Annotated in this window: 18 protein-coding genes and 3 riboswitches; of the genes, 6 read left to right on the forward strand and 12 right to left on the reverse strand. The window is 62.3% G+C overall.

What is annotated here, in order from left to right; translation table 11 throughout:
- Nucleotides 1-55 precede the first annotated feature (55 nt).
- The 8 genes from JOF47_RS20820 to JOF47_RS20855 all read right to left on the reverse strand — a co-directional run bounded on the left by JOF47_RS20820 (nucleotide 56) and on the right by JOF47_RS20855 (nucleotide 14,507).
- Nucleotides 56-7,414, reverse strand: coding sequence for a DUF7927 domain-containing protein (locus tag JOF47_RS20820; protein WP_210002506.1), 7,359 nt, complete (start codon nucleotides 7,412-7,414; stop codon nucleotides 56-58).
- A gap of 345 nt (nucleotides 7,415-7,759) precedes the next feature.
- A complete protein-coding gene (locus JOF47_RS20825; RefSeq protein ID WP_210002507.1) occupies nucleotides 7,760-8,188 on the reverse strand; it encodes a CoA-binding protein in 429 nt (142 codons plus the stop codon).
- Nucleotides 8,189-8,314: 126 nt separating this feature from the next.
- Nucleotides 8,315-9,190 (reverse strand): MetQ/NlpA family ABC transporter substrate-binding protein, encoded by an 876-nt coding sequence (locus tag JOF47_RS20830; RefSeq protein ID WP_210002510.1) that lies wholly within the window; start codon nucleotides 9,188-9,190, stop codon nucleotides 8,315-8,317.
- Nucleotides 9,191-9,263: 73 nt separating this feature from the next.
- Nucleotides 9,264-10,130, reverse strand: a complete 867-nt coding sequence (locus JOF47_RS20835) for a MetQ/NlpA family ABC transporter substrate-binding protein (protein ID WP_210002512.1) — start codon at nucleotides 10,128-10,130, stop codon at nucleotides 9,264-9,266.
- A gap of 92 nt (nucleotides 10,131-10,222) precedes the next feature.
- The gene (locus JOF47_RS20840) at nucleotides 10,223-11,488 is read right to left on the reverse strand and encodes an acyl-CoA dehydrogenase family protein (protein ID WP_210002514.1); all 1,266 of its coding nucleotides are present in this window, start codon (nucleotides 11,486-11,488) and stop codon (nucleotides 10,223-10,225) included.
- Nucleotides 11,489-11,499: 11 nt separating this feature from the next.
- The gene (locus JOF47_RS20845) at nucleotides 11,500-12,918 is read right to left on the reverse strand and encodes an NtaA/DmoA family FMN-dependent monooxygenase (protein ID WP_210002516.1); all 1,419 of its coding nucleotides are present in this window, start codon (nucleotides 12,916-12,918) and stop codon (nucleotides 11,500-11,502) included.
- 37 nt (nucleotides 12,919-12,955) lie between these two features.
- Entirely contained in the window at nucleotides 12,956-13,690 is a 735-nt protein-coding gene (locus JOF47_RS20850) for a methionine ABC transporter permease (RefSeq protein WP_210002518.1), read from the reverse strand.
- On the reverse strand, nucleotides 13,683-14,507 hold the full coding sequence (locus JOF47_RS20855; protein WP_210002520.1) for a methionine ABC transporter ATP-binding protein: 825 nt from the start codon (nucleotides 14,505-14,507) through the stop codon (nucleotides 13,683-13,685). Before JOF47_RS20855 ends, JOF47_RS20850 begins: the two co-directional genes overlap by 8 nt.
- A gap of 99 nt (nucleotides 14,508-14,606) precedes the next feature.
- Nucleotides 14,607-14,701: riboswitch (SAM riboswitch) on the reverse strand.
- 319 nt (nucleotides 14,702-15,020) lie between these two features.
- Between JOF47_RS20855 and JOF47_RS20860 the strand changes: the two genes are divergently transcribed.
- Nucleotides 15,021-15,671, forward strand: a complete 651-nt coding sequence (locus JOF47_RS20860) for a DUF1345 domain-containing protein (protein ID WP_210002522.1) — start codon at nucleotides 15,021-15,023, stop codon at nucleotides 15,669-15,671.
- A 144-nt stretch (nucleotides 15,672-15,815) separates the two neighbouring features.
- On the opposite strand, the gene JOF47_RS20865 is transcribed toward JOF47_RS20860, so the two are convergent.
- The 4 genes from JOF47_RS20865 to JOF47_RS20880 all read right to left on the reverse strand — a co-directional run bounded on the left by JOF47_RS20865 (nucleotide 15,816) and on the right by JOF47_RS20880 (nucleotide 20,029).
- Nucleotides 15,816-17,219: an LLM class flavin-dependent oxidoreductase gene (locus JOF47_RS20865; protein ID WP_210002524.1), complete on the reverse strand. Its 1,404-nt coding sequence runs from the start codon at nucleotides 17,217-17,219 to the stop codon at nucleotides 15,816-15,818.
- A gap of 81 nt (nucleotides 17,220-17,300) precedes the next feature.
- Nucleotides 17,301-18,638 carry an acyl-CoA dehydrogenase family protein gene (locus JOF47_RS20870; protein ID WP_210002527.1) on the reverse strand — a complete coding sequence of 446 codons (1,338 nt, stop codon included), beginning with the start codon at nucleotides 18,636-18,638 and terminating at the stop codon, nucleotides 17,301-17,303.
- A gap of 7 nt (nucleotides 18,639-18,645) precedes the next feature.
- A riboswitch (SAM riboswitch) is annotated at nucleotides 18,646-18,742 on the reverse strand.
- Nucleotides 18,743-18,897: 155 nt separating this feature from the next.
- Nucleotides 18,898-19,284 carry a hypothetical protein gene (locus JOF47_RS20875; protein WP_210002529.1) on the reverse strand — a complete coding sequence of 129 codons (387 nt, stop codon included), beginning with the start codon at nucleotides 19,282-19,284 and terminating at the stop codon, nucleotides 18,898-18,900.
- Nucleotides 19,253-20,029 carry a hypothetical protein gene (locus tag JOF47_RS20880; RefSeq protein ID WP_210002531.1) on the reverse strand — a complete coding sequence of 259 codons (777 nt, stop codon included), beginning with the start codon at nucleotides 20,027-20,029 and terminating at the stop codon, nucleotides 19,253-19,255. Before JOF47_RS20880 ends, JOF47_RS20875 begins: the two co-directional genes overlap by 32 nt.
- A gap of 282 nt (nucleotides 20,030-20,311) precedes the next feature.
- Between JOF47_RS20880 and JOF47_RS20885 the strand changes: the two genes are divergently transcribed.
- The 5 genes from JOF47_RS20885 (at nucleotide 20,312) to JOF47_RS20905 (ending at nucleotide 25,102) form a co-directional block, all read left to right on the forward strand.
- Nucleotides 20,312-20,950: an AmiS/UreI family transporter gene (locus tag JOF47_RS20885; protein WP_210002533.1), complete on the forward strand. Its 639-nt coding sequence runs from the start codon at nucleotides 20,312-20,314 to the stop codon at nucleotides 20,948-20,950.
- A 27-nt stretch (nucleotides 20,951-20,977) separates the two neighbouring features.
- Nucleotides 20,978-21,262 (forward strand): FmdB family zinc ribbon protein, encoded by a 285-nt coding sequence (locus tag JOF47_RS20890; RefSeq protein WP_210002534.1) that lies wholly within the window; start codon nucleotides 20,978-20,980, stop codon nucleotides 21,260-21,262.
- A 51-nt stretch (nucleotides 21,263-21,313) separates the two neighbouring features.
- Entirely contained in the window at nucleotides 21,314-22,570 is a 1,257-nt protein-coding gene (fmdA, locus tag JOF47_RS20895) for a formamidase (protein ID WP_210002536.1), read from the forward strand.
- Nucleotides 22,571-22,762: 192 nt separating this feature from the next.
- Nucleotides 22,763-22,852, forward strand: a riboswitch (SAM riboswitch).
- A 4-nt stretch (nucleotides 22,853-22,856) separates the two neighbouring features.
- Entirely contained in the window at nucleotides 22,857-23,444 is a 588-nt protein-coding gene (locus tag JOF47_RS20900; RefSeq protein WP_210002538.1) for an OsmC family protein, read from the forward strand.
- Nucleotides 23,441-25,102: a sodium:solute symporter family protein gene (locus tag JOF47_RS20905; protein ID WP_210002540.1), complete on the forward strand. Its 1,662-nt coding sequence runs from the start codon at nucleotides 23,441-23,443 to the stop codon at nucleotides 25,100-25,102. The genes JOF47_RS20900 and JOF47_RS20905 overlap by 4 nt, the downstream gene beginning before the upstream one ends.
- The last annotated feature ends 14 nt before the right edge of the window (nucleotides 25,103-25,116 follow it).

The raw sequence follows: 25,116 nt of genomic DNA on the forward strand, positions 1-25,116 counted from the left end.
AAGTCCGCGGCCAAGATCTAAGGGGCGGCCGGCCGCGGACGGGCTTTGTTGGTGGTTAGTTCCCCCCGGCCTTGCGTCGACGGGCGACAACCATGAGGCCAGCCCCGAGGAGCATGGCCAGCGCACCGCTGCCAACGATCCACAGCGTGGCGTTGGAGGCGCCGGTCTCGGCCAGCGGCACCACCGGCTTGCGTGGCGGAACCTGTGTCTCCGTGCCCGGAAGCCTCGGATCCTCGGTCGCCGTACCCGGCGTCTCCGGGATCTCGACTTCCTGGCCCGGCAGCTCCGGTGCCGGCTCTTCCACCACTGGCGGAACCACTATGGGAGGCTCGACGACCGGCGGAACCACCACAGGCGGCTCGATGACAACCGGCGGTTCCGGCAGCTTGTGGTACTCCGGGGTCGGGTGCGTGGTGACCGACGGCGGCACGTCACCGTTGCCGCTGGCCACATTCACCAGGATCCGGTCCCAGGCCTCGGCGTTGACGGTGATGGTGTAGGTGAGGGTCTTGCTCTCGCCGACGGCCAGGTCGCCCACGGTCCAGACCAGCTTGCTGCCCTCGATGGCGGTCTCGCCGCCGGAGGCCTTCAGGCTTCCCTCCTTGAGGGTCGCGGACTGCTGCCAGCCGGACATCTCATCGGTGACCACGGCGCCAGTGTAGACAAACTCGCCGGTGTTCTTCACCGTGACGGTGTAGTTGATCTCCTCGCCGGGCCACACGGTTTCTCCGCTGGCCGGGTCGGAGGTCTTCACCATCGAGTAGCTGCGCGGGTTCTTGACCGGGGTCGTGCAGTCGCGCGACGCGGTGGTTGAACCGTTGTGCTTCAGCGTTGCCTCGTTGAGGAATCCGCGGTCGTGAGGGGTTACCTCGGTCTCGCAGGTGGCGGCGGCCGAACCGATGGCGCCGTCCTCCGGGGTGACGTTCACGGTGACCGTGTAGGTCTCGCTGGAGCGTGCCTCAAGGGCGCGCCCCTCCGCCATGGCCTCGGACTTCTCGGTGCCCGGGGTTTCCCAGGCACCCTTCGTCTCGGTGCCCTTCAGCTCCCAGGAAGCCCCGGTGACGTTCAGGCCCTTGCCGAAGCGCAGGGTGTCGGTGAGGTCGTAGCGGGTTGCCACGTCCGAGTTGTTGTTCACCACGACGGTGTAGCCGATAGCCCAGGTGCCGTCCGGGTTCTCCGTGGCGCCGGTTGCCGTCTTGACGACGTTGGCCTCGGGCGCCGGGATATCCAGGCACGCCTGGTCGGTGATGGACTCGTTGCCGCTTGTCAGCGTGCCCGAGTTCAGCAGGCCCTTGCCGCCTTCGGTTCCGTCGGCAGCGCACACGCGCTCGCCCTTGGCGATGTCGGCGCCGAATGACACGTTGACCGTCACCGAGTAGGTGTGCTTTGTCCCGGCCTCCAGTGCCACCTGGTTGGCGACCTTGTCGGTCTGCGAATCCTTGCCGTTCCAGCCGGTGTTGGCCGTTCCGGTTTCGGAAGTGACAACGCGGTCGTTGATCACCACGCCCGCGGCGAACTGCGGGGTGTCGGTCAGCGAGTAGTTCATGGCCTGGCCCTTGGTGCCCGGGTTGGTGACGACCAGGTCGTAGCTTGCGTCCCAGGTGCCGTCCCAGTTTCCGTCGGCGTCGGTGTGCTGCACCAATTCCTTGGCCCGCTTGTCGAATTCAGGCGCAACCGGGGTGGCGCATGCTTCGACGTCGGTCTTCTTGCCGTTGGCGGCGATGGTCGCCGAGTTCAGGAACCCGGTCCCGTCCTCGCCCTCGGCCAGTTTGCAGTTGCCCGCTCCCGAGCCAATGACATCCGCGGCAACCGTCGCATTGACACTCACGGTGTAGGTGTCAACGGCCATGGCGCCGATCAGCTGGTTGGATGCCAGCTCCTCGGTGTAATTCGGGGATCCACCATCCAATTCGTCCCAGTGCCCGTTGACCGGTCCGGTCCACGCGGCGGAGTTGACCTTGATTCCTTCGCCGAAGCGCAGTGTGTCTTCCAGGGAGTATCGGCCCAGCAGCGAGGCATCGCCCGTCACCACGACGTTGTAGGTGATGTTCCAGCTGCCGTCGGCACCCTGCGAGGTTCCCGTGACGGTCTTTTCAACCGTGGGGGCACCGACCTGGATGCAGACCTTGACGGTCTCGGAGGCCGACTTCTTGGCATCCGGAATCGTCGCGGTGTTGGTGTAGGCCTTGCAAGTTCCGTCGGCCGCCAATTCGTCGTCGTTCTTGAACGTCAACGAGTAGGTGAACTCGGTGGGGGTGCGCTCCGCGTTCCAGGTGGCGGTGCCCAAGAGCTCGGGGTCTTCAACCGTTCCGGCCTTGTCGTCGAGGACCCGGACTTCGTGGTTCTTCGAACCCTGCTGTTCGTACGTGACTGCGGCGGTTGCCGTTGCGTCGACCGTGGTGCCGGCAACGTTCTTCCAGCTGGCCGTCGCCGTGTTTACACCCTCGTAGTCCTCGTTTTCGGGGACACCGGTGCAGGTGTAGGGCAGGACAACTGCCTCGTCTCCAACGGAGCCTGCCGGAACCATGACCTGCAGGCCCTCGGTGTCCGGGTCGCTGTCCTTGGCGTCGATGTCGCAGGTGGTCCCCTTGATGTCGATGCTGTCGGTGACGGTGGCGGTGATGCCGCCGTCAGCGAACTCGTTCGGGTTGGTCAGCGTGATGCCGCCGGCCAACGCGTGGTTGGAGTCCTTGTAGCCGTTGGGGGTCGCGGTGACCGTGTAGTCGAATGCGGCTTCGCCGTCCAGGCCGATCCCGACCGTGGTGGGGTCGTTGGCCTTCTTGGCCAGCTTCCACAGGTATTCGCGGTCGAAGGACGCCTCGGCGGTCTTGGAAATTCCCAGGCCGGCCTTGGCGCAGACCTCGACGTCGGCGGTTGCCGTGTTGTTGTCATCGGCGCCAGCCTCTTCCTGAAGCACTGCGGTGTTGGTGAAGGTGGTGCACTTGCCGGCGACACCCTGGAGCTCGACCGGGTAGGTGAACTCGGTGGGGATTTCGCCGCGGGTGGCGGTGCCGAGCACCTTGGCGTCGCCCGGAACCGTCTTGTCATCGACGATCGTTACGGTGTCGTCGATGCCCTTGGCCTGCGTGAACTCGATGTCGGCGGCGAAGTCCGCGGTGCGCGGCTTGCCCTCCACCCCGGTCCACGTGATGGTGGCTGTGTTCTTCTTGCCCTCGTAGTTCGAGGCGTCGACGCCGTCCGGCAGTTCGCAGTCGTAGGCGACGGTGGCCTTGCCCGGAAGGACCTTGCCGTCAACCACCGTGGCCGCCGGAACGGTTACGTCCTGTCCGTCGCCGGCCACGGTGCACACTGCGCCGGGGATGCCGGCTACGTCGGCAACGCCGACCTTCATCTCTCCCTGCTGGTTCGGGTTGAACACGTCGATCGAGCCGGACATGGTCCAGTCCCGGTCGTTGTGGCCTTCCTGCGTGGCGCTCACCGTGTAGTTGGCAATTGCCTTGCCGTTTTCATCGACGGTGAAGGAAGTCTTTTCAGCTTCCTTGGCGATCTTCCAGTCGTAGTCGCGGGTGAAGCCCGCATCAACGGTCTTGACCGCGGTCAAGCCCTTTTCGACGCAGACGTCGATGGCGGCCGAGGATTCGTTGCCCGCCGGGTGGTTGGTGTCACCGTCGATCGTTGCGGTGTTGGTGAAGGTGGTGCATTTGCCTGCGGTTCCTTCCCACTCAACGTCGTAGGAGAAGACCTTGGGCGATTCTGCCAGCTTCACCGTGCCAAGCACGTGGTTGTTGTCCGTGTACTTGTCATCGGTCACGGTGATCTCGGTGTCGGTCTCGGCGGCCAGCGCGAAGCCAAACGACTTCACCGGGCTGCTTGCGGTGCGGCCGTTGCCCCAGGTGGCGGTGGCCACGTTGGTCTGGTTCTTGTAGTCTGCCTCGTCAACACCCGATGCCACGTCGCAGTCGTAGTCGAGGACCTGGCTCGCACCGGCAGGAACCAGGACCTGGAAGCCTTCGGCCTTGTCGGCGTCCGTTCCCTTGATCGTGCAGGCCACTCCCTTAAGGCTCAGGGTCTTGCCGATCCTTGCGGTGATCTCACCGAAGGAGTTGGGGTTCTTCACGGTGATCGTTCCACCGAGCTTCCAATTCGAATCGGCGTGGCCGGCCTCGGTGGCAGTGACCTTGTAGCCGGCGGTGATGTTTCCGTCACCGTCGACGTTGAAGGAAGACTTGTCGGCCTTCTTCTCGATCTTCCAGTCGTGGTCCCTGTCGAAGGCAGCCTTGGCGTCCAGATCGAGGGTCAGCGGCTTCTCGACACAAAGCGTGACGGTTTCGCTGTCCTGGCCCTTTTCGCCATCGGTGGAGATGAACTTCGCAGTGTTCTTGTAGTCAATGCACTTTCCGGTTTCACCCGGCCAGTTCGCGGCATACTCGAACTTCTTCGGAGCCTGACCGACGGTGACGACGTTTCCGCCTTCAACACCAGCCAAGTCGAAGTGGTCATCAGTGACGGTTACCGATCCGTCGGTCACCTTCGGCGAAACCTTGGCGAAGTCGAAAGCCTTGGAGCCATTGGCCTTGCCCGTGGTACCGAAGTAGGTGCCCGAATTCCATGTTGCGGTTGCAACGTTGGTTCCCGCGGTTGCCGCGGTGGTCTTCGAAGGCATTGCACACGTGTAGTTGAACGTCGTGGTGCCGGGTTGAATCAACACAGGACCGCTGACGGCCGCGCCGGTGGTGGTCTTGATGGCGCAGACCGCGTCCGGCAGGTTGTCGGAAAGCGCTACGTCCTTGAATGCGATCGCGTTTCGGTTCTCTACCGTGATGGAACCGGAAACCTTGAAGTTGCTGTCGGCAGGCTTCCCTGCACTTACCTCAACGCCGTAGTTGAACTCGACGTTTCCGGTCGCGGAATTAACAGTCTTCTGCGAGGGATCGACGCTCTTGTTGATGGTCCAGTTATAGTCGCGGTCGAATGACGCATCCACGGTCTTGGAGACCACGAGGTCTAGATATGAGGTCTTTGTATTGGTGAACGTACAGGTGACGTTGTCGCCAAGGTTAAGGGCAACGGTGGGGTTCTTCAGGTCAACGCCGGCAACCGGGGTTGACCCGTTGACACAGGCGAGGTTGGTCAGGTCGTAGCCCGCCGGGCCCGCGGACTCGGAGAGTTTGTAGGTACCCGAAACCACAGACTTGGATGTTCCGGTTGCTACGTTCTCCAGGTTGGTGGTTCCGCCGGCCTTGATGGCGGAGAGCTTCCAGTCCGTGGCGGTGGCGCCGCTGCCGCCCTTGTTGTCGACCGTCTTGACGAGGGTCAACGTGGCATCGCAGTTGATCTTGTTGGTGATGGTGGCGGTGTTGCCGCCACGAGCCAGCACGACATCCAGGCCCTTGTCAGTCAGGGGCACTGATGCCCCGTCGCCCACGGCGATGGTCTGGGACGTAGCCACGCATCGGTCGCCGGTGGTGAAGGTTTCGTTGACGTTGACCTTGGTGCCGGGTGCGTATCCACCGACGGCTTGCCCGAAGGACGGCTGCCCGGCCTTCGGCGCAGGGGTCAGCTTTGGTGCCGCGCTGGCGCCGTAGGCCTTTGCCTCGGCGGCCGTGGCTGGCTTTCCGTTGATCATCCACGTCTTCTGGACGGTCAACGAGGTGGGCTCGATCTGGTTGACAACCTTGCAAATCACGTCGTCACCGATGCCGATGCCGGTGAGGTCGAGCTGGCCCTTGGCCAGGTCAACCCCGGCGCTCATGGGGTCGTTGTTGATGGTGCAGCTTGCGCTCTTCATGGTCCAGTCGGGCTTGGCTGTCTCCTTGATGGAGATGTTCGCGGTGTCCCCCGGTGCCGGGAAGGAAACGTTCCAGGTGGCCTTGCCGTTGACCGTCGACTGCTTTTCGGTGGGCGACAACGTTCCAGCGGACGTGGTCTTCGTGGCACCGAACTCCCAGCCATTGCCTACGCTCGAGTTTCCCTCGGCGTCGATCACCGTCTTTTCAACGGCGATCGACGCGGCGCAACCCAACCCGTTGGCCATGGCAGCCAGCTGCTGGGAAACCAGGTCCCAGTCGCTGGTGATCGCGTAGTCGGAGTCGCCAATCTTGCCCTTGCCGGTCCACTGCTTCTGTCCCGAAACGGCAGCCAAATTGTTGCCGCCAACGGTGTCAGAAATACCGCTGCCGACGCCGAAGGCAAGAATTTGCGTGCCATTGTCCTTGATCGCATTGGCGGAGAATATTGCTTCTTCCATCTGTCCGAAATACGTCCAGGTGCTGTTGCTGCCCGCACGGCTGCGCGTGGGGTTACCGTCGGTCAAGACGATGGCAACGTCCGCTTTGGCCGCGTTTTTCGCTACGTAATCGAGTCCGGCATCCCAGTTCGTGTATTGAGTCCCGCTCACGGAAAGAGCCTTGATCCTTTCCGCGAAAGCATCGATGTTGCCGGGCGTCGCTACGAACGAGTTCGTTCTTGTGGAGCCCTGCCCGGTCACCGGAGCATCGTTACCGAAGGTGAAAAGGTTGACGTTTGCGTTCGACCCTGAAGAGGCCAAGGCATTGAACATCGCATTGGCGGCCTTCTTGGCGCCGTTGAGTCCGGCGGAGCCGGAACTGGTCATGGATGTTGAAAGGTCGATCACCAGGGCGACGGAGAGACCCGGCTTGCAAGTCGGCTGGAAGCGCGGGTTCTTGATGGATACGGGGAAGAAACCGTTCGTCTTCCAGCGATTGGCTGTATTGCGGCTCGCAGGGTTGTTCAGAGTCGGGTTGCCTACATTTGATTTCGCGGGCATTCCGGCCGTTGAAGGCAACTGGACCGTCTGTTTCGCCTTTAGCTGGGGAGTGCGGAACACGTAGGGAGTCTGCGCAAAACGGTCATCACCGGAGTTGGTGTTGTTACCCGTGATCAACGTGTCATTGATGTAGTAGGCGTCTGACGTCCAACTGGGGATTACCCAGTAGCTCTTGCTCAGTCCGTCTTTCGGAACGGTGAAGGAACAATCGCCATCGGCATCAACGGTACAGACACTCCAGGGCTTGCCCACCAGGGAACCGGGGCTATCCGGGGAAGCGCTCGTGCCATTGCGCAGCTCGAGCTTGACGCTGCCTGTGGCCGGCTTTGCCGCCGTGCCGTTTGCCCCTCGTACAGCTCGAACCTTTACGTTGATGACAGCCGTTTCGCCCGCCGTCGGGGGGACAGCCAAAGTGACCGGTTCGTCGGAAGACTTGGCCGTGTTCTGCTTGGACGTTTCTTCAGGCTTCGACTCCGGTGCTACCGTCTCGGCGCCGGTCTTGGTGCCCTTCGAACCGGTGCTTGTTTCGGGCCCCTCGACGGCGTCGCGCAGCTGCCGCTCAACGCCGGAGTCCTGGTTGTCGACCGGGGCCGCGACGGCGGGATTGAATCCACCGCCGCCGAACATCATGGTCGCAACGAGCGCAGTCGTTGCGGTGGCGCCCACGGTCGAACGGACAATGCCGTTCCTCCACATGGTGCCCAAGAGTGAGCTTCGCCGCGAATCGCGGCGGTCCCTTTGTCTACGTGTGGCTTGATCCCCAGATTTGGCGAACACGATTTATACCCCAATTACCCCAAGGGGCGCGGCAAACACTCAACAAGCACTGTTCTAGCGGACCGGTCCCATCCAGCCCGCCTAGTTCCGCCCAAACCCCAAGTCCGGACGTCCCCCAGTATTCATTTGGTCCCCAGCACCCAATCAATGTTTCATGTGCAGCTGACAGCATAGCCGGAAAATCCAAATACCTTACATTGCATTACTTTGAGGAGTCGCGCTAAAACAGTGCACTCAAAGGTATTCATATTCGATGATGGGGCAGGTGTCCATGACGACGTCCAGGCCGGCCGACTTGGCTCTGGCCAGTGCTTCCTCGTCGATGACACCCAACTGCAGCCAGACCGCCGATGCACCGATGGCAATGGCCTGGTCGACAACGGCCCCGACCTTCTGGGAGTTCACGAAGCAATCAACCACATCAACGTGTCCCGGGATCTCCCCCAGGGTCTTGTACCCGGGCTCCCCTAAAACGCTGTCGCCACGCAGTGAAACCGGGATGATTTCCATGCCCAAACGTGTTTGCAGGAAATGTGCAACGCGCGGCGCCACCCGCAACGGATTGTTACTCAACCCGACAACGGCCCAGCGTGCGGGCGTGGTCAACAGCCGACGGATTACTTCGGGATCATTCTCATGCCGTGGACTGCCGATGCTGCTCATACGAGATACATTACAACTGCCATCCGGGCCTAGGCGCAAAAACCGCCTGGCAGCTTAAACAGCAGTCCGAGGCGAGTGCGAGACTCGACTCGGACTGCTGAGGGTCACTTTCGGGGGCAACAGGGCTTAGCTATCCCAGACCTTGCGGTCGGCGGCAGGATCACGGTCCCATGGAGTGGGCAAGACGCCCCCGATGTAGTTCTTGAACCAGTTGCGAACCTCATCCGAATGGTACGCCTTCTCCAGGGCCTTCCCTTTCTCGGTTTCGGCAAAGCCAGGCTTGGCAGCAACCAAGCAGATGAATGGCAACGCATCGGCGTTGTCCTCGAAGAGCAGTGCGTCCTCGGGAGTGAGACCCAACTCGGCGCCCAGACGTACAAAGAGGAATCCGGCGTCGACGTCCGGAAGCGTCTTTGACAGCGACTGCTGGTCGACCTCCACGAAGGTGACCTTCTTGGGGTTCTCGAGGATGTCGTTTTGCGACAGGTGAATGACGCTCTTACCTTCGGCGACCTTAATCACCCCGGCCTTGGCCAGCATCGCGAGGGCCCGTCCGTTGTTGGACGGGTCGACCGGAATCGCGATCTTGGCACCTGTCGGCAAACCGTCGATCGACTTGTGCTTCTGCGAATAGATGCCACCCGGGGAACCGTACATGTAGAACGCCGGCTCAACGGCAAGGTTCTTGTCCTTGGTGAACTGCGCAAGGTAAGACGCATGCTGGAAGTAGTTGGCGTCGAACTCGCCATTCGCAACGGCAAAGTTTGGCTGCACGATGTCGGTGACGTACTTGACCTCGACCTTCCAGCCGTCGGCTTCCAGGGCCTTCTGCGCAAGCTTTGTCGGCTCCTGGTAGGGGGCCGACTCCGTGACGATCAACTTGATGGTCTTGTCATTTCCGCTGGCGGTTGCCTGGCCGGTCAGACCGCAACCGGTCAGTGCTGCCAGCCCGGCCAGGGTACCGAGACCCAGCGATCCCCTGATAAAGGTACGACGTTCCATGCTTCGTGCTCCCTAGCTAGACGGGGCCGTTTCCTGCCCCGCGAAAATGAGTGTTGTTGCTGCGGTGGATCTCTTAGATGTTCCAAGCCTTGAGGTCGGCTGCCGGGTCGCGGTCCCACGGCGTGGGCAAGGCACCGTCAAGGTATCCCTTGAACCATTCCTTGACCTCGTCCGAGTGGTAGGCGGCCTCAAGGGCCTTGCCCTTCTCAGTCTCGGCAAAGCCTGGCTTGGCGGCAACGAGGTTGATGAACGGCAGCGCGTCCTCGTCCTTTTCGAAGAGCAACGCGTCGGATGGCTTCAACCCGATTTCGGCACCGAGACGAACGAACAGGAAGCCTGCGTCAACATCCGGCAGGGTCTTGGACAGCGACTGCTGGTCGACCTCGACGAAGCTGAAGTTCTTTGGGTTCTCGATGATGTCGGCCTGCGAAAGGTGGATCAGGCTCTTGCCCTCGGTGAGCTTGAGCAGTCCGGCAGTCTGCAGCAACGCCAGGGCTCGGCCGTTGTTGGAGGGATCCACGGGAATCGCGATCTTTGCGCCATCCGGCAAGTCGTTGATGTCCTTGTACTTGGCCGAGTAAACACCCGCCGGCGACCCGTACATGTAGAACGCCGTTTCCACGTCCAGGTCCTTGTCGGTGGTGAACTGCTCGAGGTATGCGGCGTGCTGGAAGTAGTTGGCATCGAACTCGCCGTTGGCCACGGCGAAGTTCGGCTGCACGATGTCGGTGACGTACTTGACGTCTACCTTCCAGCCCTGCCCCTCGAGGATCTTCTGGGCGATCTTTGTCGGTTCCTGGGTGGGTGCGGATTCGGTGACGATCAGTTTGATGGTCTTGTCGTCCGCGGCGCCGGCGGCGCCCCCGATCAGGCCGCAGGCCGTCAAAGAGACGATGGCGGCCAGACTGACGACTCCGGCAATGAATTTGCGGCGTTGCATGTTTATCTCCTGAAAATGGGCGCGAAGTACCAAGGCACCCTGCGTGATGTGTTGTATTTGGGCAGCCGTCCGACCGGACGGATGTCGGGCTACTAGTTGGCCGTGGCCTTTGCCGTGGCATCCCCGATGGCGTTCAATCCCTCGGGCAGGGTGCCATTGATGAAGTAGTCGCCGATTGAACGCGCACGGAATGAAATCGGGTTGTGGGTGGCCACGGTCTGAGCATTGCGCCAGTGCCGGTCCAGGCCCTTGGAGGTGCTGGTCGCCGAGGCGCCACCGGTCTCAAAGAGTTGCTGCGCCGCGGAAATGGCCAGTTCGGGGACGGCGACCTGGGCCTGCTCGACGGCAAGTTCGGCGAGGTGACCCTCAAGGGTTGTCGCCCTGTTTCCGTCAACGTCAACCTCCTGCGCCAGGCTCTTCTCCAATGCGCCATCCAGCGAGCGGGCGGCGGCCAGGACAATTGCCTCGGCGGAAAATGCCTTGGTCGCGATCCGGCCGACGGTCTCCTGGATCAACGGATCCTCGCGGAACGGCAGGCCCGAACCCGTGTTGAAGGTGCGCGCACGCTTGGCCACGGACTGCGCCGCGTCATCGCGCGCGGCCCGAGCGATGCCGGCCAGCACGGAGAGCAGCACCAGCTGGAAGAATGCCGCTTCGTGGGTGGCCTCGGCCCCGCCGGCGATGCGGTCAAAGATGTCTTCGTTGGGGACCCGCACGCTCTCGAATGTGGTGGTCCCGGTGCCGGTCAACCGCTGCCCGAAGCCGTCCCAGTCATCGACGATGTTCACTCCCGCGGCCTTGGTGTCCACCACGGCAAAGAAGCGTCCGTCTTCACCGGCCAGCCCGGCCGAAACACGGGTGTAATCGGAGAAGATGGTGCCGGTGGTGTAGTACTTTTCGCCGTTGAGCACCCAGTCCTCACCGTTCCTGGCCAGGACGGTGTTCAGCCTCCCCAGAGCGTTGCCCCCGCGTTCGGTCGAGGCGTTTCCGACGGTCTTTCCCGCGGCCGCAAGCTCGTACCAGCGCCGGGCGACCGGTTCTTCCTGCCACTGGAGGGACTCGATGAACCCGAAGTGGGAGCGGTACAGGTGGGCGACGTTGGAATCCGCTGCCGCCAAGTCGATGAGCAACCGGGTGAAGGTCTCGACGCTGACGCCCGCCCCGCCAAACTCCACCGGCACGCGCAGGGCGCTGAACCCAGCCTCGTTGAGCCAGGCAACCTGTTCGAAAGGGAGGATCCGTGCGAAATCGCGTTCGCGGGAACCCTCCGCAATGCGTGCGAAGATTTCGGCGAAGTGCTCGTGCAGGCTCGCGTAATCGGAGGCAACCGTCGAGGGGATGTCTTGAATCAGCGTCATGGTTCTGTCTTTCAGGAAAGCGTGGAGATGGCTGAGTGGTTTTCGTTGGCGGCCGAATGCTCGGCGAACGCCCCACGGAATGCGGCTGCGGGGTGCGAGGGTTCCAGGGTTGCCGAACGGCCGAACACCTTTTCGCGCAGCGTCCCCGGGGCGTACTCGCTCTGCGCCAGCCCGCGGGCCCGCAGCTCCGGAATCACACCCTGGATGAAGTCGGTGTAAGAGCCCGGAAGGATCTGGTTGATGATGTTGATGCCGTCCGTTCCGGCATCCTGCCAGATTTCAAGCTGGTCAACGATCTGTTCCGGGGTTCCGGCGATCTGCATCGCCTTGGCGCGGTAACGGGCCAGGTCTCCGATGGTCGGATTGCCACCCGGAACCGAGGCCCGAATCGCATCGAGGACTCCCTTGCCGCCCTCGGTGTCGACGTCGCCCAGCGGGGTGTCCAGTGGAACCCCGCCCAGGTCGATGCCCAGCCCGCCGCCGATGTGTGCGACCACGGCATCCAGGTCGAGGTACTCGTCGTACTCGGCCTGCTTGCGGGCGACCTCGGCCTCGGTGCTGCCCACCACAAAGGAAAGCCCGGCAAAGATCTTCACGTCGCCGGCTTCACGGCCGGCGTCGACCGCCAGCTGCCGGATGATCCCCGAGTTCTTGCGAACGTTTTCCGGGTTCGGCGCAAACAGGAAGGTGGCTTCGGCGTTGGCGGCGGCAAAGGCCTTGCCCCGCGGGGAGCTTCCGGCTTGGAAGAGGAACGGTGTGCGTTGCGGGCTTGGCGAGGACAGGTGCGGGCCGTCGATCGAGTAGCGTTCCCCGCGGTGGTAGATCTTGTTCACCAGCGCCGGATCGGCATGGATGCCGCGGATCTTGTCGGCAAGCAGGGCACCATCTTCCCAGGAACCTTCCCAGAGCTTGAAGGCGGCCTCGACGTATTCCTCGGCCCAGTCATAGCGGTCGGCGTGCGCGGTCAGCCCGTCGGCGCCGAAGTTGCGGTGCGAATTTTCCAGCACGCTGGTGACGATGTTCCAGGCCACGCGCCCGTTGCTCAAGTGGTCGAGCGTGGAGAGCTGGCGTGCCAGCTGGAACGGGTCGGACTGGATCACCGAGGAGGTGAACGCCAACCCGATTTCGTCGGTCACCGCGGCGAGCGCCGAGGCAAGGACCAGAGGGTCGTTGGACGGAACCTGCAGGCCGCGCTTGATGTGCGATGCCCATCCCCCGTCGTGGTCGCCGTAGAGTCCGACGACGTCGGCAAGGAAGATCGTGTCGAAGCGTGCGGCCTCAAGCTCCTTGGCCAGCTCGGTCCAGAGCTTGAGCTCGTTGAAGCGGTGCTGCTGGGCCTCGGGATGACGCCATTGCCCACCAAGGATGTGGCTGGTGGTGTTCATCAGGAATGCGCTCAACAGCAGGCGCGGACGTTTGGAATTGCTCATGAGGGGGCTCCAGAGGGTGTATCCGGGGTGGGTGGGGTTAGTGGCGCTTGTCCAGGCGTGCGGCGAGCCTGGTGCCGGAGATCTGGACCAGTTGGACCATCAGGATCATCAGGACGATGGCGACGATCATCATGCCCGTTTCATACCTGTAATAGCCGTAACGGATGGCGAAGTCGCCGATTCCGCCGCCACCGACCAACCCGGCCATGGCCGAGTAGCTGATGAAGCTCACCGTCATGATGGTGATCGAGCCGATGAGTGCCGGGCGCCCTTCGACCAGCAGCACATCCCTGACAATTTGTCCGCGGGTGGCACCCATGGCGCGGGCGGCTTCGACCACGCCACTGCCCAGCTGGGTCAGGTTCTGCTCAACGAATCGGGCGAAGTACGGGATGGCGTTGATCGTCAGCGGGACGATCACCGCGGCCGTGCCGATGGTTGTTCCCACAACGAATCGCGTGAACGGAATGATGGCAATCAGCAGGATCAGGAACGGGAACGAACGCATGGTGTTCACGAGCCCGTCAACGATCCGGTGGATGCGCGGGCGCGGGCGCAGGCCGTTCGGCGACATCGAGTAGAGCCAGATGCCCAGTGGGGTTCCAATGAGGATCGCGATCGGAATCGACACCAGGAGCATGGCCAGGGTCTGGCCGATGGCCAAGGCGATTTCGGGCCACAATTCGATGATGCGGTTGAGGTCAAAGGCCGCGGCTCCGCTTCCGTTGGTGGAGGACGCCAGGACGTTGATGCCAAATGCAAGATTAGACATAAGACTCCTCCTTCAAGGATTCGGTTGCAGCCGACGCGGGTGCCGGGGCCGTGGTTGGCTTTCGATCCAGCGAAATTTCATCTGAGATCAGGTATCGGCCGATTGCGGTGGCGGGGGTGAACGCCGGGTTCTTCAGTGAGGCAATGTCGAATTGCTCGACAACCGCCCCGTCCTCCATGACCGCGACGTTGTCCGCAATGGCCTTTACGACATTCATTTCGTGCGTCACGATGACCGTGGTGATACCCAATTGGGCGTTGATGTCGGAAAGGTACTGGAGGACCGAGGCAGTGGTCCGCGGGTCAACGGCGGAAGTCGGTTCGTCGCACAGAAGCACCTTCGGCTCTGTGGCCAGTGCGCGGGCAATCGCAACGCGCTGCTTTTGGCCGCCGGAGAGCTGGCCGGGGTAAGCAGTTGTCTTGTCCGCCAGGTCCACGATCGCTAGGGCTTCCAGTGCCCGGCGCCGGCGGTCCTTTTTGGGGACACCGGCAAACTTGAGGCTGAGTTCGACATTCTCAACGGCATTGCGGTTGTTCAAGAGGTTGAAGTGCTGAAAGATCATGCCGATGTGGTGGCGCGCCCGACGCAGTTCTTCATCGTTCAGCGCGGTAAGGTCCGTGCCGTCGACGATGATTTGCCCGCTGGTTGGTCGCTCAAGCAGGTTGATGTTGCGCAGCAGGGTCGACTTGCCTGCGCCGGAAAAACCAATGATTCCTTGGATTGAGCCTCGCGGGATCTCCAGCGAAACGTTGTCCACGGCAACAAAGGGATTATCCGCTGACGGGAAAACTGTGGACACGTCTTTGATGTTGATCATGTCCAACTCCTCTCGGTTTACCCGAGGGACGCCAACAGCACGACCGATCGGCCGGCCTCCCGCTAGGGGTCGACCAGTGGACCGGAACAGAGTTGGCTATCTCCATCGGTCCTGGCGGTAGCACCGGCCCCTACGCATAGGGGTGGTTGCTGCGGCGTCAACGAGCCAGGTCTCTCAGCCGCTCTGGATGGTGTCGTACCGTTCCAGGCATTTCACCGGGACGGAACAACTCAAGTGTGTCGCAGATTCTTCGACAGCACCAACAAATATGACCACCTCATGAAACAAACGCTCGAAAAGCTCCGTCTTTAGCCCGTTTTTTCTTCAAGAAATGTCACAAGACCGATTGTGACGCGCGAATTTCATATCGGCTTGCTTCATAGCAGCGTCATGTTGATAATCCGCCGAAAACCTCGCTTCGCCAGATCTCGAGCGCGAAGTGCCCGCTGACATGATGCAACGTTTCGATTGATCATCCCGCGCCGCGATGGCGGGCCGTGGCATGATCGCCACATGAAGATCGCACGCTCAGAACGCACTCGGCACCGCCGGTTGCGCATCATCGGCATGGTTGTCGGCGGTGGTTTCGCAGCCGCGCTGACAGGGCTTCTTGGCGCCTGGGTGTATGCGCCGGCAGTGGGTTGGGGCCTCGCCGCGCTGATCTACAACCTCTGGGTGTGGTCGAGCATCACCCCGATGGATCATGTCCGCACGGCCGCCCATGCCCAGGAAGAGGACCCCGGCCGCAGCACCTCGGACCTTCTGATCCTCTTGGCGGCACTGGGGTCGCTGGCCGCCGTCGTCCTGGTGATGTTGGGCAGCAAGAACGCCGATGGAAATGCACGGTTCCTGCTGGCACTGCTGGCCTTGACCTGCACGGGGATGTCGTGGCTGCTCGTGCACACGTTGTTTACGCTGCGCTATGCGGTGATTTACTACGACGGAGCGCCCGGTGGCATCGACTTCAACCAGAAGGAACCGCCGCAATACACCGATTTTGCCTACATGGCGTTCAGCATGGGCATGACTTATCAGGTGTCGGACACAAACATCACCTCACGTGTGATGCGATCGGCAGCGCTGCGCCACAGCCTGCTGGCGTTTGTGTTTGGCACGGGAATCCTGGCCACCACCATCAACCTGGTCGTCAGCCTGGCCCCGTAACGGGTGCCCCGGTTCGAGTCCGGGCCTTGAAAGATCCCGCTTGACTTGGCGGGACGGGGATCCCGGCATGGCTGGGATCCCCGTCGGAAACGCAGTTGGTTGCGCTGGACTTCGGGCGCTGGGCAACCAGTGGGGCAGTGCCCGCTAGCCGACCTTTGCGGCGGAGAGCCGGTAGTTGGCGGCCTTGTGCGATTCCTGGACGCGGTCGCCCTTGCCGAAGAGCTTGTTGCGCAGCGTGCCCTCGACATATTCGCTCTGGTATGCGCCGCGGGCCTGGAGCTCCGGAACAACGAACTCAACGACGTCCTCGAACGTGCCGGGAGTGATGGCATAGGCGAGGTTGAAGCCGTCGACGTCGGTTTCCGCGACCCAGTCGATGAGCTTTTCCGCCACCTCGGCCCCGGAACCAACGGTGATCGGGCCGAAGCCGCCGACGCCCACCCATTCGGCAAGCTGGCGAATCGTCCAGGGGTTGCCGTCATCGCCGCTGGCCTTCTGGAACGTTGCAACGGAGGACTGGATGGCGTTTGATTTCACGTTGTCGCCGATGACGTCGTCGGGACCGTACGTGGACAGGTCGACACCCATCCAGCCGGAAATCAGCGCCAGGGCGCCGTCTATGTCGGCGTAGGACTTGTAGTCCTCGAACTTCGCTTCGGCGCTGGCGCTGTCGGGGCCGGTGACGATGGTCTGCATGGCGTAGATGCGCACGTCGTAGCGGCCACGGCCCGCGGCCTCTGCGGCATCGCGGATCTTGGTGACGGTTTCCTTGAGGATTTCCTTGGTCGGCGAGGTCACGAAGACTGCCTCAGCGTTTTCCGAGGCGAACTTCAGGCCACGCGGAGAGGCGCCGGCTTGGAACACCACGGGTGTGCGCTGCGGGCTCGGCTCGGTGATCGCGATGCCGGGGACCTTGAAGTACTTGCCCTCGTGCTTGATCTCATGGACCTTGGTCGGGTCGGTGAAGATGCCGCGTTCGACGTCGCGCACCACCGCGTCCTCTTCCCACGAACCCTCAAGAAGCTTGTAGATGACTTCCATGTATTCATCGGCGTGGTTGTAACGCTCGTCGTGTTCCAGCTGGTCTTCCTGGCCCATGTTCCGTGCCGCGGAGGGCAGGTATCCGGTGACGACGTTCCAGCCGACGCGTCCCTTGGTGAGGTGGTCAAGCGTGGCCAGGCGACGGGCAAACGGGTACGGGTGCTCGTAGGCGGTGCCGGCGGTGACGCCGAATCCCAGGTGTTCGGTCACGGCGGCCATGGCGGAGACGAGCATCATTGGATCGTTGACGGGAACCTGGGTTCCGGCACGCAACGGCACCTCGTTGGAACCGCCGAAGACATCGTAGGTGCCCAGCACATCGGCGATGAAGATGCCGTCGAACTTTCCCTTTTCCAGGGTCTTGGCAAGATCGGTCCAGTAGGACAGGTCCTTGTAGCGTGCGGACTGGTCCTTCGGGTGCTTCCACAGCCCGGGAGATTGGTGACCGACGCAGTTCATGTCGAAGGCATTGAAACGGATCTGGCGTTGTGCGGAAGTCGTGCTCATGATGTTCCTTTGCAGGGGTAGGGGGAATCGCGGGTCGCCAAAGCGATCCAATTCAAGGAAGGTTGTCGAAACAGAAAGGCCTTAGTAGCCGGCTGTTCCGGTGGTTGAGCCGAGGTCGCCGACGGCGTTGAGGCGCTTGGGAGCGGTTCCGTTGACCTCGTAGTCGCCAACGATGCGTGCCTTGTAGATTGCGGGATTGTGGGTGGCAACCGTGCGTGCGTTTCGCCAATGACGGTCCATGTTGCAGCCCTTGGCCGTTGCCGAGGCCCCAAGTCCGTCAAAGAGTTTGGTCGCTGCCGCGAGCGCCATCGGCTGGACGATCGTTTGCGCTCGATCAGCGGCCAGTTCGCACACCGCGAAGCGCTCGGCCGGGCTGAGCGAATCATCGCCGAGGGCGATTTCAATTTCCGCGACGGCGGCCAAGACAATGGAATCCGTGGCGAAGGCGGCAGCCGAAATTTCGCCGACCAGCTGCAGGACCTGCGGTTCGTTTCGGATCGGGACACCCGTTCCGGTGCTGAACGTTCGGGTCCGCGCCTGCACCGCCGATCGCACGTCGTTCAGCGCCGCACGCGTGATTCCGGCCTGCACGGCAAGCAGCACCAGCTGGAAGATCGCGGATTCCGGGTCGTTGATTTGCTGTTCCTCCGGCAACAATGTGTCGACCGGAACATCCTGGAATGTCGTGGAGCCCGTCCCGGTGAGCTGTTGGCCGAACCCGTCCCAGTCGTCGTAGATCTTGACGCCGGAGCGCTGCGTGGAAACCAGGGCAATCTGGCGGCCGGCAAGATTCGGGTGGGAGGCTGCCACTGCAACCCAGTCCGCATAGATGGTGCCGGTGCAATAGTATTTTTCACCGGTCACGAACCATCGTTCCCCGCGCTGCTCCAGCGTGGTGTTGAGCGAGCCCAAGGTGTTTCCGCCGCGTTCGGTGTAGGCGTTGCCGACGATCTGGCCCGCGGCGATTCTTTCGGTCCAGCGGCTGCGCACGGCGGCGTCCTGCAGCATGAGCGCCGATTCGACGAAAGCGATGTGTGCACGCCATAGGTGCGCCACTTGCGAATCCGCCTCGGCAAGTTCGATGAGCAGGCGGAAAAGGTCGCTCAGGCTTGCGCCATAGCCGCCCTCGCTGACCGGAATCCGCAGGGCACCGAAACGCTCGCGGTTGAGCCAACCGACCTGCTCGAAAGGGAGCGTCCGAGTGGCATCGCGCTCGCTGGCGCCTTCCGCAATCCGGGCAAACACCGGTCGGAAAACCGCGGCCAGCTCATCGTAGTGCCCGCTTCGCGGAACACCCGGCGTCAGCTTGAGCAGGTGTCGAGCCGGCGCATTGCTTGCGAGGGCTTCCAGTGAAACGGGCCCAAAAATATTTGGGTCAGTATCAACATCGAAGGTGTGCAGGTGTGACTCAGCGACCATGATTGGTTCTCCATCGACTCTGGCGTGAGCACCTACCGCCCAATTAAGGGGAGGGGTTGCTGCGGCGTCATTGAGCCAGATCTCTCGGCCGCTCTGGATGGTTGTTGTTCATATTTCTACAAGGTTGCGTAGCACTGCGCAAATGAATGGCGTCACATTTGTACTTTGATCGACCCCTGGGCTCATTGTTGCTTCATGTAAAAACCTCCGGGAAGATCAATACGTTGCCTCAGAGGAAAACTTCCGGAAAATGACTGCTTCATGATCGGGTCTGGGTGAGGTGATTGGTTGCGGTGCCACCATTGGCCGCGGACAGGGTTTCCAGTCGGCCGGTCAGGACCATGATCTGGCGTGAGAGCGCCATGACCCGGATCCTCTTGAAGGTGGCATTCATGCGGATCGCCGGCATCTTCTTCACCCTGGGATGACTGATCTCGCACTTGTGCGGTGTGGCCGGTTTGTCATGGACTTGGGTGGCCTTCGCGCCGGCGAGCGTCTTCTCGACCAGTTTCTGCTGGGGCAGCAGGTAGGCGGCGAAGATCCGATCCAGTTCCCAGACCTCGTTGAGCAGTTCCGATTCGGCCGGTATGTCATAGCGGAGGTAGCCGACCTGCTCACGGACCCGGGACCAGGTCTTCTGCTCCACGTGGGCGTCGTCGCTCTTGTTCCCGGAGCGCGAACGGGTGAACGTGACCCGGCGTTCGTCGCAGGAGTTTTTCAGTTCGCGGATGATGAATTCGCTGCCGTTGTACATCCAATCCGCGGATCGGGTAGGGCAGCGACCGGGCCAGCAGGTCGATCCCGGTCACGATATTGCGGTGCGCGCGGTTCTTCACGTACGTGTTGACGGTCCACCCGGTGAACACATCGGTGAGAGTGGTTGAATACAGGAACTCGCCCTTGAGGCTGTGTCCGCAGTGGGCGACGGTGTCGATTTCGGAGAACTCCGGTTCCTGCTCCATGGGCTTGCCCGACCAGCGCACCGGGATCTCCGAACGCAGCAGCGCCCCGGGCCGGGTGGAGGACAGTACCGAGGGGTACCGGGGCTCGCGCAGCGGCTTCAGATACCGGTCAATGCTCGCCGCTGACATGAACAGCAGATCGCGACGGACCTCGTCGGTGAACAACTCGGACTGCGTCCCGAGTTCCCCGAAGCGCTCCAGCCGCTCGAGTTCCTCGGCCATGATGGGTGCCAGGTATTTGCCGCAGGGTTCCCCGCGGAACGTCCAGATCCGGCCCAGCAGCGTGATGGCGGAGGGCCCGTATTTTCGGGGCCGCCGCTTGGAAATGGACACCGGAGCGGCACGTCCCGGCTTCCGCACTTCGGCGGCCAGGCGTCGGCGGGCGTTGGCCCGGGACGATCCGGTCGACGCGCACAGGTAGTAAAGCATCACCCCCTTCTGGCTTTGGTTCCCTTCGCGTACTCGACGGTAAAGCCACCAACGACCTGTTGCCGGGTTTCCATCAACAGCCCCTGTTTAATCACCGCAGCCCACCGTGCTGCCCGCACCGATGGCCAGAGTTTTCGCGAGCATGAACAGTGATTCAACGCGCCCCCTTGAATCACCCCGGGTTCACAGATAGCCTGAGCGAAACGAGCAGGTCACCAAGCTGTATTTCACCCTGCTCCCCTCCTGATCCTCCACTTTTCATCCACGCCGAAAGGACACCCGATGGGTAGTGTTGGCTTGCTCTACGTTGGTGCAGTTCTCTTCATTAACGGACTCATGCTGCTGGGAAAGATCCCCGGCAAATCGGCCGCAGTCATGAACTTCTTCGTGGGGGCCATGCAGGTCGTTTTCCCCACAATCATCCTGTCGCAGGCCAACGGCGACCCGGCCGTCATCCTCGGAGCCTCGGGCCTGTATCTCTTCGGCTTCACCTATCTATACGTCGGGCTCAACCAGGTCTTTGGCCTTCCCGGCGAGGGGCTGGGCTGGTTTTCTCTGTTTGTCGCCTTCGTTGCCGTTGTCTTTGGAGTCTTGCAATTCATCCAGGTCGAGGATCCTTTGTTCGGAGTGATCTGGTTTATTTGGGCCATCTTGTGGACCCTTTTCTTCTTGCTTCTGGCCCTGGGAAAGGATTCGCTGAACGACTTTACCGGCTGGTTCACGATTATCGTCGCGCATATCACCGGCACCATTCCGGCCTTGCTATTGCTGACCGGGAATTACACCACCGGGCCGGGCGAAGCCGTGGGCCTTGCCGTGATCGGCGTTCTGGCAATCCTGGCCTCCTACGCACTATCCCGCCGCAAGATGCCTGACGGCACCAACAGTTCGGTCGCGCCTGCAACCTCCGCAGGCCACTAGTTCCGGTACCCATCGAGAGGACTTTTCATGCCGCTGTACGACTTCCGTTGCCCCGAAGGAACAGTATTTGAATCCGCATTCCCCATGACAACGGTGCCGGATTCCACGACGTGTCCCGAGTGCCGGCAACAGGCACGGCGCCAGATGAGTTCGCCCCGCCTTTCAATCGCCAACACCGCCGAATTCAAACTCATTGATTCGACGAAACGCAGCGCGCACGAACCGGAAGTGGTCACGGGCCGCACAGGGGCGACAAAACAGGCAACCCGTTACACCCACAATCCCCTGCACCAAAAGCTTCCGCGCCCCTGACCGGATGCCGGATCCCCCGCCCAAGTACGACATCGTTTAAGGAGAAGCACCATGCCAGAAGTGATATTTCCGCTCGATTCGACCAAGAAGTTCGAGGATCAGGAAAAACTCGGCCACAACCGTTGGCACCCGGAAATTCCCCCGGTGGCCACCGTCAAGGCCGGCGACGTGTTCCGCGTCGATTGCCGCGAGTGGTTTGACGGGGCCATCAAAAACGATGACTCCGCCCAGGACATTCTCGATGCACCGCTGTTGACCGTGCACAAGCTGTCCGGCCCGTTCGCCGTGGAGGGGGCCAAGCCGGGCGACCTCTTGATTGTCGACATCCTTGACGTGGGACCCATTCCACAGGAGGACAGCGGACCGCTGGCCGGCCAAGGGTGGGGCTACACCGGCATCTTCTCCAAGAACAACGGCGGCGGCTTCCTGACGGACCAGTTCCCCGACGCCTACAAGGCAATTTGGGACTTCACGGGACAGGTCGCGACCTCTCGGCACGTTCCGGAAGTATCCTTCGAAGGCCTCATCCACCCGGGCCTGATGGGCACCGCCCCGTCGGCGGCGCTTTTGGCCAAGTGGAACAAGCGGGAGGGCGATCTCATCGCCACCGATCCCCACCGAGTCCCGCCGCTGGCACTTCCGCCGGAGGCCGAGCACGCCGTGCTCGGCGGAGTTCCGGCCAGCGAATGGGGCCGGGTTGGCTCCGAAGCGGCCCGCACCGCACCGCCGCGTGAAAACGGCGGAAACCAGGACATCAAGAATCTTTCCAAGGGTTCGCGGATCTTCTATCCGGTGTTCGTTGACGGCGCGAACCTGTCCCTGGGCGATCTGCACTTCTCCCAGGGCGACGGCGAAATCACGTTCTGTGGCGCGATCGAAATGGGCGGCTTCATCGACCTGCGGGTGGACATCATCCGCGGCGGCATGGACACGTACGGCGTATCGGAGAATGCCATCTTCATGCCGGGCCGCGTCGATCCGCAGTTCAGCGAATGGATCGCGTTCTCCGGTACCTCGGTCACCCTCGACGGGGAGCAGCGCTACCTGGATTCGCACCTGTCCTACCAGCGCGCGTGCCTCCACGCGATCGACTACCTGACGAAGTTCGGGTACTCCCGCGAGCAGGCCTACCTGCTTCTGGGCGCGGCCCCGATCGAGGGCCGGCTCTCGGGCGTCGTTGACATCCCGAACTCCTGCTCGACGGTCTACCTGCCCACGGCAATGTTCAACTTCGACGTCCGGCCGTCGGCGAGCGGGCCGCACCAGATCGACCCGGGCATGGGAGCACCCAAGGCCTCAAACAAGTAGATAACTCCGCAGTTGCTCAAATGCAGAAGGGCGCCCACGCTTTCGCGCGGGCGCCCTTCTGCATTGCGCGAGAACCGGACAATTGATGCAGATTATTCGATGCAGCCTCTCACTTGTCAGGTTACTTCGAACGTTCCGTCACGTTACGTCCGGTTTGGCCATGTGTCGTCCGATCGTCTTTCATTGAATCAGTAACCATCCCGAGCGGCTGAGAGATCTGGCTCCATGACGCCGCAGCAACCACCTCCTTGAGGCCGGTGCTACCGCCAGGACCGATGGAGAGATCATGACTTCAATCCCTGCTGTCCCAACCGCGCCCGAAAACAACGGGACGCATGACAAACGAATCCGCGCCAAGGGATCCTGGCAAGGACAGATGCGCACCGCCATCGACATCCGCGAGTTCTCGTTCGACATCGACGAGCCCGTTCGCGTCGGCGGCACCGACACCGCGCCGACCCCCATGGAATTCGTTGCCGGCGCGGTCAACGGCTGCGTGAGCGTGGTCGTCGAGCAGGTCGCCAAGGAACTGGGCATTGAATTCACCGCCCTGGAAACCTACTCGATCGCCACCCAAGACACCCGCGGATTCGCCGGCACCGCCGACGTTTCCCCGTTCTTCCACTCCTACCGACTGGAGATCCACGTCGAAACGGCGCTGGACGATGCGAACACTCAACAAGAGTGGTCGGCCCAGGTCCACCGCCGCTGCCCGGCCATCAACCTGGTGCAGGCGGCCGGAGTCGACCTCGACATCAACTGGGTCTTCTCAAGCCAGGTTTCCCCTGACGCCGCCGACAACGCCGGCAACATTGCCTTGGGGTACACCCCGCGCACGTCCACCGCCAAGCCACTTGAAGGAGCCTCCGCATGAGCGCCGCAGGATACTGGACCGTCGGACTCGCCTTGTCCTATACGGTCCTGCTGATCGTTGGGGGACGGCTGTCCCAACGGCGCAGCGCCGTGGGCAAAACCAGCGGCTTCTTTGTCGGCGGTCGCACCTTCAGCCCGTGGACGGTTGCCTTCTGCATCACCGGGCTCTTCTCCGGTTCCTCCTACATCGCCATCATGGAGCTGAGCTACCGCACCGGCATTTCTGCACTCTGGTACGGCGTGGCGGAAACCGTACAGATCCTGCTCATCGCCCTGCTGCTGGTCAAGCCGCTGCGCGAGAAGCTGGTCGTGACGGTCACCGGAATCATCGGCGACCGGTTCGGGCGCCTTGCCAAGGGCATCGCTGGCGTCATCACAGCATTCACGTTCCCCATGTGGTCGGTGGCCACGACGATCGCATTTGCCTCGGCACTGACCGCCTTCACCGGGCTGAGCCTGCACCTGGCCGTCATCGTCACCGCCCTGCTGCTCCTGACCTTCCTCTGGAGCGGAGGCATGCGATCCGTTGCCTTCAACCAGACCATGAACTGCATCGTTTTCGTCGGCATGCTGGCGGTGGGCGCCTACGCGATCCTGGCGAAGCCGGGGCTCTCCGGACTGCAGGACTTCGCCGAATCGAACCCTCAGATGTTTGACCCGGGAAATGCCGGGATCTCGCTCATCGTCGCCTGGTTCGGCACCTTCATCGTCAACGTCCCGCTGGCACAGGCGGCATTCCAGATGACCATGTCCTGCCGTACCCCAGCGGACGGGCAGAAGGGCCTCTACACGGCGGCCGCATTCGGCATTCCGTTCATCATCATTGGCGCCCTCATCGGCACTTCGGCGGCGATCGTGGTCCCCTCGCAGAAGCTGGCCCTGGTCGCGATCCCGCACTACATCGAGCAGGTCCTGCCGGCCCCGCTGGTCGGAGTCTTCTTCCTGGGCGTCTGGGCATGCGCCATGGGCTGGGCCGGTCCGTGCCAGTTCTCTGGCTCCACGTCCCTGGGCCGCGATGTCGGTAGCGCCATCAACCCCAAGGCGACCGAGGCGCAATTGGTCCGATACACCCAGTGGTCGCTGGTGGGGTTGACTGCGCTGATGATCACCTTCAGTATCCTGCGCACCGAGCAGTCCGCCTGGTGGAACATCCTCGCCTGGACGCTGCGCAACGGTGCAACCCTCGCCCCGGTCCTTGCCGTCTTCTTCTGGCCGCTGGCGACCCGCGCCGCGGTGTACTCCTCGATGGTCGCCGGCTTCGGCGCGGGCATCGTGTGGAACCAGCTGGCGGGTTGGTCCGCCACGTCGTTCTTCCTCGGCACCCACCCGGTATGGGTCGGCATGCTCGTGAACGTGACGACCCTGGTCCTGGTCACCCTGGCGACCGCGCGTTGGCGCATGAGCACCGACCCGGTGCGGCTTCGCAGGGCGGTCAAGTTCGGCCTTGGCGCACTTGTGGCGCTTGCATTCTTGACGCTCAGTGCAGGATGGCTGGCGGGCTACGGACTGATTGCCATGGCCCTGTTCATCGTCGTCCTGTGCTCCGCCATGGCGGTGTTCTTCGGCACCGAATCCCGCGAAACGGCCCCGGACACCACCGAACCGGACACGGCCGCGGAGCCTTCGCCGGCCGAACGTACGCCCGAGCACGCAGCCTAGGCAGCGGCCGGTTC

The organism is Paeniglutamicibacter kerguelensis, from assembly GCF_017876535.1.
GTDB classification, from domain to species: domain Bacteria; phylum Actinomycetota; class Actinomycetes; order Actinomycetales; family Micrococcaceae; genus Paeniglutamicibacter; species Paeniglutamicibacter kerguelensis.

Bases quoted from the DNA above. Each gene is read 5' to 3' on its own strand.
- JOF47_RS20865 (WP_210002524.1), bottom strand. From the start codon at position 17,219: ATGAGCACGACTTCCGCACAACGCCAGATCCGTTTCAATGCCTTCGAC.
- JOF47_RS20850 (WP_210002518.1), bottom strand. From the start codon at position 13,690: ATGTCTAATCTTGCATTTGGCATCAACGTCCTGGCGTCCTCCACCAAC.
- JOF47_RS20845 (WP_210002516.1), bottom strand. From the start codon at position 12,918: ATGAGCAATTCCAAACGTCCGCGCCTGCTGTTGAGCGCATTCCTGATG.
- JOF47_RS20890 (WP_210002534.1), top strand. From the start codon at position 20,978: ATGCCGCTGTACGACTTCCGTTGCCCCGAAGGAACAGTATTTGAATCC.
- JOF47_RS20860 (WP_210002522.1), top strand. From the start codon at position 15,021: ATGAAGATCGCACGCTCAGAACGCACTCGGCACCGCCGGTTGCGCATC.
- JOF47_RS20900 (WP_210002538.1), top strand. From the start codon at position 22,857: ATGACTTCAATCCCTGCTGTCCCAACCGCGCCCGAAAACAACGGGACG.
- JOF47_RS20855 (WP_210002520.1), bottom strand. From the start codon at position 14,507: ATGATCAACATCAAAGACGTGTCCACAGTTTTCCCGTCAGCGGATAAT.
- fmdA (WP_210002536.1), top strand. From the start codon at position 21,314: ATGCCAGAAGTGATATTTCCGCTCGATTCGACCAAGAAGTTCGAGGAT.
- JOF47_RS20830 (WP_210002510.1), bottom strand. From the start codon at position 9,190: ATGGAACGTCGTACCTTTATCAGGGGATCGCTGGGTCTCGGTACCCTG.
- JOF47_RS20880 (WP_210002531.1), bottom strand. From the start codon at position 20,029: ATGCTTTACTACCTGTGCGCGTCGACCGGATCGTCCCGGGCCAACGCC.
- JOF47_RS20825 (WP_210002507.1), bottom strand. From the start codon at position 8,188: ATGAGCAGCATCGGCAGTCCACGGCATGAGAATGATCCCGAAGTAATC.
- JOF47_RS20885 (WP_210002533.1), top strand. From the start codon at position 20,312: ATGGGTAGTGTTGGCTTGCTCTACGTTGGTGCAGTTCTCTTCATTAAC.
- JOF47_RS20840 (WP_210002514.1), bottom strand. From the start codon at position 11,488: ATGACGCTGATTCAAGACATCCCCTCGACGGTTGCCTCCGATTACGCG.
- JOF47_RS20905 (WP_210002540.1), top strand. From the start codon at position 23,441: ATGAGCGCCGCAGGATACTGGACCGTCGGACTCGCCTTGTCCTATACG.
- JOF47_RS20870 (WP_210002527.1), bottom strand. From the start codon at position 18,638: ATGGTCGCTGAGTCACACCTGCACACCTTCGATGTTGATACTGACCCA.
- JOF47_RS20835 (WP_210002512.1), bottom strand. From the start codon at position 10,130: ATGCAACGCCGCAAATTCATTGCCGGAGTCGTCAGTCTGGCCGCCATC.